The sequence below is a fragment of the Pseudomonas sp. BIGb0176 genome, from assembly GCF_024810175.1.
Lineage (GTDB): Bacteria > Pseudomonadota > Gammaproteobacteria > Pseudomonadales > Pseudomonadaceae > Aquipseudomonas > Aquipseudomonas protegens.
On record NZ_JANUEC010000001.1, the window covers coordinates 1,988,952 to 2,001,035 of the forward strand.

General features: G+C 65.4%; 10 protein-coding genes. 7 read left to right on the top strand and 3 right to left on the bottom strand.

The window, feature by feature from the left end:
• Positions 1 to 107 precede the first annotated feature (107 nt).
• Complete coding sequence (locus M2395_RS08490; RefSeq protein ID WP_185057791.1) at positions 108 to 1,622, top strand: MFS transporter; 1,515 nt, start codon at positions 108 to 110, stop codon at positions 1,620 to 1,622.
• Between the two features lie 180 nt (positions 1,623 to 1,802).
• Complete coding sequence (locus tag M2395_RS08495; RefSeq protein WP_053157839.1) at positions 1,803 to 2,738, top strand: phytanoyl-CoA dioxygenase family protein; 936 nt, start codon at positions 1,803 to 1,805, stop codon at positions 2,736 to 2,738.
• Positions 2,739 to 2,744: 6 nt separating this feature from the next.
• Here M2395_RS08495 and M2395_RS08500 read toward each other — a convergent pair whose 3' ends face one another.
• Entirely contained in the window at positions 2,745 to 3,638 is an 894-nt protein-coding gene (locus tag M2395_RS08500) for a LysR family transcriptional regulator (RefSeq protein ID WP_011060785.1), read from the bottom strand.
• 131 nt (positions 3,639 to 3,769) lie between these two features.
• Here M2395_RS08500 and M2395_RS08505 point away from each other — a divergent pair, with 131 nt between their 5' ends.
• Both M2395_RS08505 and M2395_RS08510 read left to right on the top strand, forming a co-directional pair.
• Positions 3,770 to 5,416 carry a GMC family oxidoreductase gene (locus tag M2395_RS08505; RefSeq protein WP_015635229.1) on the top strand — a complete coding sequence of 549 codons (1,647 nt, stop codon included), beginning with the start codon at positions 3,770 to 3,772 and terminating at the stop codon, positions 5,414 to 5,416.
• Positions 5,417 to 5,720: 304 nt separating this feature from the next.
• On the top strand, positions 5,721 to 7,343 hold the full coding sequence (locus M2395_RS08510; RefSeq protein WP_011060783.1) for an MFS transporter: 1,623 nt from the start codon (positions 5,721 to 5,723) through the stop codon (positions 7,341 to 7,343).
• A gap of 131 nt (positions 7,344 to 7,474) precedes the next feature.
• Here M2395_RS08510 and M2395_RS08515 read toward each other — a convergent pair whose 3' ends face one another.
• The gene (locus M2395_RS08515; protein WP_011060782.1) at positions 7,475 to 8,701 is read right to left on the bottom strand and encodes a DUF2599 domain-containing protein; all 1,227 of its coding nucleotides are present in this window, start codon (positions 8,699 to 8,701) and stop codon (positions 7,475 to 7,477) included.
• Between the two features lie 207 nt (positions 8,702 to 8,908).
• Between M2395_RS08515 and M2395_RS08520 the strand changes: the two genes are divergently transcribed.
• Positions 8,909 to 9,658 carry a hypothetical protein gene (locus M2395_RS08520; protein WP_123430968.1) on the top strand — a complete coding sequence of 250 codons (750 nt, stop codon included), beginning with the start codon at positions 8,909 to 8,911 and terminating at the stop codon, positions 9,656 to 9,658.
• A gap of 52 nt (positions 9,659 to 9,710) precedes the next feature.
• Here the strand turns inward: M2395_RS08520 and M2395_RS08525 are convergent, their stop codons facing one another.
• The gene (locus M2395_RS08525; RefSeq protein ID WP_015635227.1) at positions 9,711 to 11,156 is read right to left on the bottom strand and encodes a serralysin family metalloprotease; all 1,446 of its coding nucleotides are present in this window, start codon (positions 11,154 to 11,156) and stop codon (positions 9,711 to 9,713) included.
• Between the two features lie 256 nt (positions 11,157 to 11,412).
• Between M2395_RS08525 and M2395_RS08530 the strand changes: the two genes are divergently transcribed.
• Positions 11,413 to 11,709, top strand: a complete 297-nt coding sequence (locus M2395_RS08530) for a hypothetical protein (protein ID WP_053150873.1) — start codon at positions 11,413 to 11,415, stop codon at positions 11,707 to 11,709.
• Positions 11,710 to 11,748: 39 nt separating this feature from the next.
• Positions 11,749 to 12,078 (top strand): DHCW motif cupin fold protein, encoded by a 330-nt coding sequence (locus tag M2395_RS08535; RefSeq protein ID WP_011060778.1) that lies wholly within the window; start codon positions 11,749 to 11,751, stop codon positions 12,076 to 12,078.
• The last annotated feature ends 6 nt before the right edge of the window (positions 12,079 to 12,084 follow it).

Genomic DNA, 12,084 nt, shown 5'->3' on the forward strand with positions numbered 1-12,084 from the left:
GGGGGAAAAGAGAGTTGAGAATCTTTTTCATTCTCCATTGACCGACGGTCAGTCGAAATACTATGCTCGCCCTGCAAGCCCATTCCAGACCTTGCGGGAGATACACCATGCAGCGCTATCGTCGCCCGGCCCTGGTCGCCGCCGCCTACCTCGGGACCTTCCTGGCGTCCCTCGACATCAGCATCGTCAACGTCGCCCTGCCAACCTTGCAGCAGGCCCTGGCCACCGACCTGGGCGGTCTGCAATGGGTGGTCAATGCCTACGCCATCTGCCTCTCGGCGTTCATGCTCTCGGCAGGCCCCCTGGGGGATCGCTTTGGTCACAAACGCTGCTGGCTGATCGGTGTGCTGCTGTTCTGCCTCGGCTCGGCGCTGTGCGCGCTGGCCCAGGAGCTTTCGCTGCTGCTGGCCGGGCGCGCAGTGCAGGGGCTGGCCGGGGCCCTGCTGATTCCCGGAGCGATGCCGATCCTCAGCCACGCCTTTCCCGAGCCTCGGCAACGGGCCCACGTGATCGGCGGCTGGTCGGCCTTCAGCGCCCTGGCCCTGATCCTCGGCCCGCTGCTGGGTGGCCTGTTGCTGGAGCACCTGGGCTGGCAGAGCATTTTCCTGATCAACCTGCCCATCGGCCTGCTGGCCCTGGCCCTGGGCGGCTGGGGCATCAGCGAGCGCAAGTACCCCCAGCACGCCGCGCTCGACCCCCTGGGCCAGATCCTCAGCGTGCTCTGCCTGGGGGCCCTGACCTACGGCCTGATCGTCGCTGGCGAGGACGGTTTCGGCAGCCGCGAGGCGCTCACCTCATTGCTGCTGGCGACGCTGGCGCTGCTGGCCCTGATCCAGGTCGAGCGTCGAGTGCAGCGGCCCCTGGTGCCCGTCACCCTGTTTCGCCAGCGGCCCTTTGCGGTGGCCAACCTGGCCTCGTTCATCCTCGGGTTTTCCTGCTACAGCAGCCTGTTCTTCTTCTCGATCTTCCTGCAGCAGATCCAGGGCTGGTCCGCCGCCGACACCGGCCTGCGCATGCTTCCGCAGTTCGTGGTCACAGGTGTTGTATCGATGCTCTTTGGCCGCTTGCACCGGCGCATCCCCCTGCCCTGGCTGATGGTTGGCGGCTATGGCCTGGTAGGCCTGGCCATGAGCGCCATGGCCGGCTTCGATGCCCACACGCCCTACTGGCGGGTGGGTTCGCTGTTCGGTCTGCTGGGGCTGGGCATGGGCCTGGCGGTGCCGGCCACCGGGCTGGTGGTGATGGCCTGCGCACCGGCAGAGCGCGCCGGCATCGCCTCGGCCAGCATGAACGCCCTGCGCCAGACCGGCATGAGCGTCGGCATCGCCCTGCTCGGCAGCCTGATGAGCACCCGGGCAGTGCAAGTGCTCAGCGAATCCGGCGCCGCGGCCGGGTTCGACGGCGCCGCCGAACTGGCCCGGCAAGCGGTGACCGAACACCGCCTGCCGCTGCACGACCCGCTGTTCGCCGACCTCTATGGCGCCGCCATGACCAGCGGTTTTCGCCTGGCCATGGCCCTGGCCGGTTGCGCCAGCCTGCTGGCCATGGGGCTGTTGCTGGGAACTCGCCAGCAAGCGGTCCGCGAGCCTGCCGGCAGCCCCGGCACCAGGCCGGCTCGTTGACAAGCGCCGTGGTGGCACCGACCCTCCAGGCCCGGGACCGCTACATCCGGCCTGACGACTAAGGCGCCGTCCTCCCTGCCCGATGTCGCAAAGGCGTTGCTCAAGGTCGAATCCAGCCTGCCGCCCCAGCGCGCACTGTCCATACTCAAGGGCCTTGTCCCCTGGTAATGGAATACCCCCGTGAACCTGCCACCGGTCCTGCCTGACACCGCCCCTGCCCTGGTCAACCCGCTACGCCTGGACCAGGACGATCTACGGCATTTCAAGGAGCGTGGCTTCATCAAGCTGCGGGGGTTGTTGACGCCTGCGGCCATCCTGCAACTGCGGGAGCTGGCCAACAGCCAACTGCGTCCTGCCCCCTCGGGTACCTCGGCCCATGGCGACGGTTTCAGTCGCCTGACCCACCGGGTGACCCAAGTCGGCATCCTCGAACGCCTCTACCGGCAACCGGCCTTCGCCCAGGTGCTGACCCGCCTCAGCGGCTGCCGCCTGATCATGAGCGAGGCCCAGAGTTTCGAGCTGGGGGTGGGGCGCTCGGGCTTTGCCTGGCACTACGACTCGCTGAACTTTCGCTACATCCGCCCCCAGGACCCGGCCTTCAGCCTGTGGATGCCGTTGCAGCCGATCCGCCCCGAAGTGCAAGGTGGCGGCATGGCCTGGGTGCCCCTGTCGCAATTCTCGGCCCAGGAGAATTTTCAGTTCTCGCGCCTGCTGGCAGGCAAACTGGCACGGGGCGAGTCGGTGGCCGAATTTTCCGCGCACCTGCACCAGACCTACTGCACGCCCGGGATGCTCACCGACAGCTTCGAAGCACAGCGCATCGAAGACTCGTTCGAACCCGGCGACGCCCTGCTGTTCAGCAAGTACCTGTGGCACCGCTCCAGCCCCTTGCTGGCCGGCGACCTGGAACGCCGCCAGGCTGTGACCCTGCGCCTGCTGGACTGGCGCGCATGCCTTGATCCACTGATGCAGGAAGGCGAAACCCGCAGCGCCGGAGGCCTGGGCATGGGCCTGGACGGTGGCCCGCTGAACCCAGTGTCCTACGGCTCGCGCTTCGTCGATATCACGCCCGGGGCACCGATCCGCAGCTCGGTCCATTGCGGGCCGATCCTCTGAACCAGGCTAGATCTCAGGCCCTAGCAACACCTGCTGCTGCGCCGCACACTGCTCCACCAGGTAATCCCAGACCACCCGCAGCCGCACCGATTTGTGCAGTTCGCGGCGGGTGCTGATCCAGTAGGCGCGCTGGATGCTTTCCGCCGGCAGCAGCGGCACCAGTTGCGGATCGGCGGCGGCCATGTAGCACGGCAGCACGGCGATCCCCAGGCCGGAACGGGCCGCTTCCTGCTGGGCAATGACACTGGTGCTGTGGAACACCACCTGGGGGTTGCGGCAGAAGCTGTTGAGGAACATCAGCTCCTGGCTGAACAAGAGATCATCGACGTAGCCGATCCAGGCATGCCGGCCCAGGTCCTCGCGGCTGCGCAAGGGCGGCGCGCGGTCCAGGTAGGCCTGGCTGGCGTACAGCGCCAGGCGGTAGTCGGTGAGCTTGCGGGTCACCAGCATGTCGGCGCTGGGGCGCTCCAGGTGGATGCTGATCTCCGCCTCGCGGTTGAGAATGCTGACAAAGCGCGGCACCGCCACCAGTTCCACTTCCAGCCCTGGATACCGCTCGAACAGCCCAACCATGCGGCTGGCGAGAAACTTCACCCCCAGGCCCTCGGTGACCCCGACACGGATCTTGCCCAAAGGCGCGCTGGACTGGGTGATCTCTTCCTGCACCAGCAAGGCGACGTTTTCCATGGCCTCGGCGTGCTTGAGCAGCGCTTCGCCGGCCGGGGTCAGTTCGTAGCCCTGGGCGTGCTGGACGAACAGTGCGGTGCCCAGGGCCTTCTCCACCGCCTCGATGTGCCGGGCCACCGTGGCGTGGGTGGTGTTCAGCCGTCGCGCGGCGGTCAGCAGGCGGCCGCTGCGTTGCAGCTCAAGAAAGAAGCGCAGGTCATTCCAGTCGAACATGGGGTTTCCTTGCCGGAGTCGAAGGCCAACGCTGTTAGAAAACTCACAGCGGGTGGGTAAAAACTAACATTCTTTTAACGAAAGCTAACAACTAGGATGGCTCCCAATAAGAACGAAAAACGAGGTTAAGGATGCTCCCTGCCTTTGACGCCTACGACTACATCGTGGTCGGCGCCGGCCCCGCCGGCTGTCTTCTGGCCAATCGCCTGTCGGCCAATCCCCAGCACCGTGTGCTGCTGCTGGAAGCCGGTGGCCGCGACAACTATCCCTGGATCCACATCCCCGTGGGCTACCTGTTCTGCATCGGCAACCCGCGCACCGACTGGTGCTTCAAGACCGAGGCCGAGCCCGGCCTGCAGGGCCGCAGCCTGAGCTACCCGCGGGGCAAGGTGCTGGGAGGCTGCTCGTCGATCAACGGCATGATCTACATGCGTGGGCAGGCTGCCGACTACGACAGCTGGGCCGCTGAAGGCAACCCGGGCTGGGGCTGGGACCAGGTGCTGCCGCTGTTCAAGAAAAGCGAGAACCACTTTGCCGGCGGCAGCGAACTGCACGGCGCCGCCGGTGAATGGCGGGTCGAGCGCCAGCGCCTGTCGTGGCCGATCCTCGATGCCTTTCGCAGCGCTGCCGAGCAGAGCGGCATTCGCAACATCGACGACTTCAACGGCGGCGACAACGAAGGGTGCGGCTACTTCCAGGTCAACCAGAAGGCCGGGGTGCGCTGGAACGCCGCCAAGGCCTTTCTCAAACCCATCGCCCAGCGCCCGAACCTGGTGGTGCTGACCGGCATCGAGGTGCAGCGGCTGATCCTCGAGGACGGCCGCGCCACAGCGGTGCGGGCCAGTTGCCAGGGGCGCCTGGAGAACTTCAAGGCGCGCCGCGAGATCATCCTCTGCGCCGGCTCCGTCGGCTCGCCGAGCATCCTGCAGCGCTCGGGGATCGGCCCGGCGCCGCTCCTGCAACGCTTGGGGATCGGCGTCAGCCATGCCCTGCCCGGGGTGGGCGGCAACCTGCAGGACCACCTGCAACTGCGCCTGATCTACAAACTGGAGAACGCCCGCACCCTGAACCAGATCGCGGGCAGCCTGTGGGGCAAGATGGGCATGGGCCTGCGCTACCTGTATGACCGCAGCGGCCCGCTGTCCATGGCCCCCAGCCAGCTTGGCGCCTTTGCCCGCTCGGGCCCGGAACAGACCCGGGCCAACCTGGAGTACCACGTGCAGCCGCTGTCCCTGGAGCGTTTCGGCGAACCGCTGCACGCCTTCCCGGCCTTTACCGCCTCGGTCTGCGACCTGCGCCCGCAGAGCCGTGGCCGGGTCGAGATCCGTTCCGTGGAGGCCGGCGATGCGCCGCTGATCCAGCCCAACTACCTGAGCCACCCCGAGGACCTGCGGGTCGCCGCCGACGCCATCCGCCTGACCCGACGCATCGTCGGCGCCCCGGCCCTGCAACCCTTCAAGCCCAGCGAATACCTGCCCGGCCCCGAGCTGCAAAGCACCGAGCAACTGCACGAGGCCGCGGCCCGCATCGGCACCACCATCTTCCATCCGGTGGGCACCTGCCGCATGGGCAGCGATGCCCAGGCGGTGGTGGACGCACAACTGCGGGTGCACGGCATTGCGGGGCTGCGCATCGCCGATGCCTCGATCATGCCGCGCATCACCTCGGGCAATACCTGCTCACCGACCTTGATGATCGCTGAAAAGGCCGCTGAACTGATCCTTGCCAGCGTCCCCAGGAGCACCGTCCAGCACAAGGAGCCCGCCACCCCGGCATGAGCGCAGGAGCCGGCTTGCCGGCGAAGTAACCCCCAAGGCCGGCGCCCGGCTTACGGGCCTCTTCGCTGGCAAGCCAGCTCCTACGGGACAGCAGGAACAGATGCACCTGATGTAGGAGCCGGCTTGCCGGCGAAGGCGCCTCCAAGGCCGGCACCTGGCTCACGGGCCTCCTCGCTGGCAAGCCAGCTCCTACGGATGAGGGAAACGAGGGTTCATCGTGCGGTCGCGGTGAATCTGCAACAGCGGCGCCGGAAACGGCGTCGGCAGTGGAACAACAACAATAATCACTGTAAGGAAGCCCCCTATGTCAGAACACGCACAGCCCCTGAACGCGCCCCTGCAGGACTCCACTGCCAAGGGCAGCCAGAAGGTCATCTTCGCGTCGTCCCTCGGCACGGTGTTCGAGTGGTACGACTTTTTCCTCTACGGCGCCCTGGCGGCGGTGATCAGCAAGCAGTTCTTCGCCGGGGTCAACGACACCACGGCCTTCATCTTCGCCCTGATGGCCTTTGCCGCCGGCTTCGTGGTGCGCCCCTTCGGCGCCCTGGTGTTCGGCCGCCTGGGGGACATGATCGGGCGCAAGTACACCTTCCTTGCCACCATCATCCTCATGGGCGTTGCGACCTTCGCCGTGGGCCTGTTGCCCAACTACGCCAGCATCGGCATCGCCGCGCCGATCATCCTGGTGGCCCTGCGCATGCTCCAGGGCCTGGCCCTGGGCGGCGAGTACGGCGGCGCCGCCACCTACGTGGCCGAGCACGCGCCCCAGGGCAAGCGCGGCTTGCACACCAGCTGGATCCAGTCCACCGCGACCCTGGGCCTGCTGCTGTCGCTGCTGGTGGTGCTGGCCTGCCGTTACTTCACCGGCGACCAGTTCGAGGTCTGGGGCTGGCGCCTGCCGTTCCTGCTGTCCATCGTGCTGCTGGGCATCTCCACCTGGATCCGCATGAGCCTGCACGAGTCGCCGGCCTTCCTGAAAATGAAAGAGGAAGGCCGCGCCAGCAAGGCGCCGATCCGCGAATCCTTCGGCAAGTGGGAAAACCTCAAGGTGGTGCTGATCGCCCTGTTCAGCATCAATGCCGGGCAGGCGGTGACCTTCTATGCCGCGCAGTTCTACGTTTTGTTCTTTCTCACCCAGTTCCTCAAGATGGACCCGGCCCTGGCCAACAGCCTGCTGATCATCAGCGTGGTGATCGGCGCGCCGATGTTCATCTTCTTTGGCTGGCTCTCGGACAAGATCGGCCGCAAGCCGGTGCTGATGCTCGGCCTGCTGCTGGCCACGCTGCTGTACTTCCCGATCTTCAAGGCCCTGGCCCACTACGCCAACCCGGCCATCGACCAGGCCAGCCGCCAGGCGCCCATCAGCGTCACCGCCGACCCGGCCACCTGCACCTTCCAGTTCGACCCGGTGGGCAAGGCGCGCTTCGACAGCCCCTGCGACAAGGTCAAGACCTTCCTGGTGAAGCAGGGCCTGCCCTACAGCAGCATCGCCGCCCCCGCCGGCAGCCCGGTGCAGGTCAGCGTCGGTGATGTGAAGATCAACGGCTTCGACGAGGCCGCCCTGCGCGGCGCAGTGACCCTGGCCGGTTATCCGCAGCAGGCCGACAGCCAGAACGTCAACAAGACCATGGTGGTGGTGCTGATCGTCGCGCTGATCCTGATTGCCGCCATGTGCTACGGCCCGCTGGCGGCGCTGATGGTGGAGCTGTTCCCGACCCGTATCCGCTACACCTCCATGTCCCTGCCCTACCACATCGGCAACGGCTGGTTCGGCGGTTTCCTGCCGACCGTGTCCTTTGCCCTGGTGGTCTACACCGGCGATATCTTCTATGGCCTGTGGTACCCGGTGCTGATTACCGGGGTCAGCCTGGTGGTGGGGTTGTTGTGCCTGCGGGAAACCCGGGACGTCGACATCAACCACAACTGAGCAGCGTGCTCGGGCTTGCCGGCGGGGGCGGTCTTGCGGGCCTCTTCGCTGGCAAGCCAGCTCCTACGGTGGCCGGTGATAGTGCGGGGGCCGTAGGAGCCGGCTTGCCGGCGAAGGCGGTCTGGCGGGCCTCAGGTGTTGTTGCAGCCCTTGGCGATGGAGTCTTCGTTGGAGGTGTAGGGCCGTGAAGGCTCCAGGTTCCACTCCGGCTTGTTGCGCGCAATATTGAAGTGGCAGACCAGTTGCCGGCGCATGCTGCCCACGCTGCTGTCGCGGTTGTCCGGGTTGTTCTTCCACTGGGCATCCAGGTAGTGGTCGCTGGCCAGTTCGTTGAAGAAGTTGTTGGTCTGGTTGTCCTTGACGTTGCGCCCGCAATCGGTGGGCGTGACTTCCAGGGTCATGACTTTCTTGCCGAAGCCCGGGTCATCACGTTCGATCCACACCGCACTCTGCACATAGCGATCGCAGCTGTTCTTCTCGGTGATCGGGTAGATCACCTGCTTCTTGTTGTCGTAGACGAAACTCGCGTCCTGCGCCGGCGTCTGCGGCAGCTTCATGTTGATCACCGGCAGGTACTGCTGCACGGCCTTGTACCACTGGATCTGGTTCAGCCGCGCACCTTCCAGGCCGCCATCCTCGGTGTAGAACAGGGCCAGGATCGAGGGCGATTGCGGCGGTTTTTCCTCCCACTTGGCCAGGCGCAGCTCATTCTGAGTGCCGAAGGATTCTGCGGCGATCTGCGCCATGGAGCGGATGCTCTGGTAGAACGCCGGGCCGGCGGCGCTGTTGCGTTCGTCACGTACATCGAAGGAACACTGGCGCGAGTGGTCGCCACGGTTCTGTCGGTAGTTGGCGCCCCATTGCTCGGCGGTGGTCACACCGATCTCGTGGCAGTACTTCTCGACATTGCCCGGGGTGCGCCGCGAGTCGGTGCAGCCCTGCTGCCCGCGGTCGTCGGTGGCAGCGTCGATGGGGAAGGAACAGAGCACCGCATAGTCCTGGTGATCCTTGGGGTTGCCGAAGATGGTGTCGAAGATGAAGCCGCTCTGCAGTCCGTAGGCCAGCTTGCGGAACTTCGAATCCTTGCGCAGGTAGGACGCCGATACGCCGCCGCTGGCCTGGCTTTTCGGGCTGATGCTGTAGAACTGGTAGTCGGTGGACGGCCAGGTGGCGCGAAACAGCACCCCGGAACACAGGAATGCCGGTTTCGACGGGCCGCCGCAATCCTGGCGGGTGTCGTTGTACAACTGGTTGAGGCGGGCCACCGTGTCGCTGCCCTGGTCGGCCTGCACCGTGGGCAACAGGCACAGGCCGGCGAGGCCGATGGCAACGGCAATGGGGGTTCTGCGTGCTTTCATGGGGTGACTTCCGTGTGGTGTGTAAACCCTGGCCAGCCAAGTCGTGGTCCGGCAATAAGCAGAAGATAGAAGTGCTGGTTGGCCCTGATGGACTTTTCCCGGCCTGTGTCCCCGATCCCCACCACCGGCAGCAGGCGCACGGCGATGGCTTGAATAAAACGCCGCATTGCGCCACTGTCTCGGCACTTTTTCCGGCGGAGACCGAACATGCTGTTGATCTTGCCCGCAGTGGTGGCCCTGGCCCTGATCCTGGTGTTCTGGCGCCGTCAGAAAGCCCTCACGGCCTTGCGTCGGGAAGCCCACATCCGCAACTTCACCCTGCCGCCGCGCTTGTTCGAGCCCCTGCGCACCCAGCACCCGCACCTGAACCTCAAGGACTGCCAGCTGGTGGCCCAGGGCTTGCGCCAGTTCTTTCTCGCCTACCTCAAGAGCGGCCAGCGCTACGTGTCGATGCCGTCCCAGGTGGTGGACGACCTGTGGCACGAATTCATCTTGCATACCCGGGACTACCAGCAGTTCTGCAACCAGGCCTTCGGCCAGTTCCTCCACCACACCCCGGCGGCGGTGCTCGGCCAGAACGCCGCGCAACAAAGCGACAACGGCCTGCGCCGGGTCTGGCGCCAGGCCTGCCTGGAAGAAAACATCAACCCGGCCCAGCCCAGCCGCCTGCCACTGCTGTTCGCCCTGGACACCAAGCTGAAGATCGCCGGGGGCTTTCACTACGTCGCCGACTGCCAGTCCCTGCGCCGCCTGACCGACAACGGCGGCAGCGCCACCTTGGTGCACTGCGGCAGCGAGCTGCACAGCAGCTCCCTGGACAGCGACTCTTCCGGCAGCAGCAGCGACAGCGACAGCTCGCGTTTCGGCGGTGATGGCGACAGTGGCGGCAGCGATGGGGGTGGGGGCGACAGCAGTGGCTGCGGGGGCGGAGGTTGTGGCGGCGGGGGCGGTGACTGAAATTCGCCAAAGAGCGGCACCTTGAGGCGCCGCTCCCGTTACCCAGGGTCGATCAGGCGATGATGTCGGTGACCGCCGCCTGGCCCACGGTACCCACGGCGAAGTCCACCGCGCCATGACCGGTCAGGTCGATCATCAGGCTGGTCTGGTTGGTTTCGGCGTAGTAGGTGAGGATCGCGTCGCCGGCATGCCCGGTGAAGCCGCTGACGAAGTTCAGGGTGGCACCACCGGAGGCGAATTGCGGGATCCCGGTGAGGTCGATCTTGTCCTCGCCACTGACGAAATCCATGATCCAGTCCGGGGCGTCGAAGGTCGAATCCGCGGCCGCGCCGTAGACGAAGGTATCAGCCCCTGCCCCACCCCACAGGGTGTCGCCACCGCCACCGCCATAGATGATGTCGTTGCCGGCACCGCCTTCGAGGATGTTCGCCGCGGCGTTGCCGATCAGCAGGTCATTGCCCGAGCCGCCGATGGCGTTTTCCACCGTCACGCCATGGGCGATGGACACGTTGCCCACCAGGCCGCCGACATCGGAGAAGCCCCCTTCATTGAGATTGATCTTCTGGTTCTGGGTGAAACCCGAGAAATCCAGGGTATCGTTGCCGCCGCCGTCCCAGACCGCGAACACCAGCTTGTCCGAAGCGCTGTGGGCGCTGTAGAAGTCCCGACCGGTGTTGGAGTTGAAGCCGTAGACAGTGTCGTCGGCACGGGTTTCCAGGTTGGCGCCATAGAGCTTCTGCACCGCAACGATATCGTCCAGCAACGGCGCCGAGGCGTAGGCACCGCCGCCGTCCTTGCTGAAGTCCTGCCCGGTGTTGCTCTCACTCCAGTAGCTCATCAGGCTGTAGCCGCGGGTGTCCTGGGCGTAGGTCACGTCGTTGTAGGTAGGGCTGCCGCTGCCGGCGTTGTACACGCCCGGGTGGGACAGGCCCAGGCTGTGGCCAATTTCGTGGGTCAGGGTCTGGCGGCCGTAGTTGCCGTTGCCCGGGGTTTCGTTGACCCGGTACTGGTCGTTGATCAGGTACCAGGACTGGCCGTCGTAGCTGCTGCCGGACGGCAGGTAGGCAAAGGCCGCGCCGCCGGTGCTGACGTTGTAGTTGCCGAAGCTCATGTGGCCGTCGCCACCCTTGGCCGCTTCAGTGAAGGTCACGTTGGCCACGTCCGCCCAGGATTGCAGAGCCAGCAGCGCCTGGGCTTTTTGCAGTGCGCTGAACTCGCTGAAGCTGCCCAGGGCGGGGTTGTAGTTGGCCGGTTTTTCGGTGAGGAAGCTGTAGCTCAGGTCGATCTTGCCGTCGCCGTTCTGGTCGTGCCAGGACAGGCCTTTGCGCAGGATCGAATCCGCCGCCTGGTCGGCGGTGAAGGATGGCTTGCCGTTCACCAGCTCGCTGCCGCCACGGTCATACAGGTGGCTGAAGGCCAGAACTTGCTGGTAGGCATGGCTGGCCTGAGCGGCCGAATCGATGCCGTTGCCGACTGCTTCCGAGAGTGCTTTTGACATTGCTACGTCCTTGTTCCAGACAAAAAATCCGATAGGACAGCTGCGACCCCGCCTGCGAGATCGTCCTATCACTCGCCCATTGAGGCGCTGGAAACCTGACATATCCGTCAGCCGTGAGTCCACGGTTTTTTTTGTCCTACAAAGCTCCCGGAACGCTCTGGCACGGGGTAAATTTTCCACTCGCACGAGGGGGCGCCAAGGGATAGGCTAGACACCGCACCGGGGCCCCGCGGCCCTCTTTGGATAGGAGTCTGTGATGCGCAAAATCCTGTTTCTGGGCACCTTGCTGATCCTTGCCGGCTCGGCCCACGCCGAAGGCATTCCACTGTTCAACGTCTCCTGCCCGGGCAATCTGGCAGTCAGCGCCGACCAGGGCGGCCCGGTTTACATCAACGGCAAAGCAGTCAAGAACAGCGCCGTGGATGACCGGCATTTCCAGGTCAAGACGGCAGAAATCAGCCTGTCCATCAGCGTCGAGGACGACGAATCGGTGACCGTCAAGTACACCGACAAGCATGGCGCCAGTGGTCTCTGCGAAGCCGTGGACGACTGAGCCCTCTCCCCTTTTGCCTCACAACCTCAAGAGCCGTGCATGCACATCAGCGCAATTCCCTTCGCCACCACCGACTGGTCGAACATCGAACCCACCGAGCATCGCGGCGAAACCGGCAGCGCCTTCTGGCGCACCCGGCAGTTCGGTGAAATTCGCGTGCGCATGGTGGAGTACAGCCCCGGCTACCTGGCCGACCACTGGTGCTCCAAGGGCCACATCCTGTTGTGCCTGGAAGGCGAGCTGCACACCGAGCTGGAGGACGGCCGGCGGTTCGTCCTGACCCCGGGCATGAGCTACCAGGTGGCGGACAACGCCGAGCCGCACCGCTCCTTCACCGCCGTGGGGGCCAAGCTGTTCGTGGTGGATTGAAGCGCT

Excerpts from the sequence above, each read along its gene's own strand:
- M2395_RS08490 (WP_185057791.1), top strand. The coding sequence starts at position 108 with ATGCAGCGCTATCGTCGCCCGGCCCTGGTCGCCGCCGCCTACCTCGGG.
- M2395_RS08500 (WP_011060785.1), bottom strand. The coding sequence starts at position 3,638 with ATGTTCGACTGGAATGACCTGCGCTTCTTTCTTGAGCTGCAACGCAGC.
- M2395_RS08505 (WP_015635229.1), top strand. The coding sequence starts at position 3,770 with ATGCTCCCTGCCTTTGACGCCTACGACTACATCGTGGTCGGCGCCGGC.
- M2395_RS08510 (WP_011060783.1), top strand. The coding sequence starts at position 5,721 with ATGTCAGAACACGCACAGCCCCTGAACGCGCCCCTGCAGGACTCCACT.
- M2395_RS08515 (WP_011060782.1), bottom strand. The coding sequence starts at position 8,701 with ATGAAAGCACGCAGAACCCCCATTGCCGTTGCCATCGGCCTCGCCGGC.
- M2395_RS08520 (WP_123430968.1), top strand. The coding sequence starts at position 8,909 with ATGCTGTTGATCTTGCCCGCAGTGGTGGCCCTGGCCCTGATCCTGGTG.
- M2395_RS08525 (WP_015635227.1), bottom strand. The coding sequence starts at position 11,156 with ATGTCAAAAGCACTCTCGGAAGCAGTCGGCAACGGCATCGATTCGGCC.
- M2395_RS08530 (WP_053150873.1), top strand. The coding sequence starts at position 11,413 with ATGCGCAAAATCCTGTTTCTGGGCACCTTGCTGATCCTTGCCGGCTCG.
- M2395_RS08535 (WP_011060778.1), top strand. The coding sequence starts at position 11,749 with ATGCACATCAGCGCAATTCCCTTCGCCACCACCGACTGGTCGAACATC.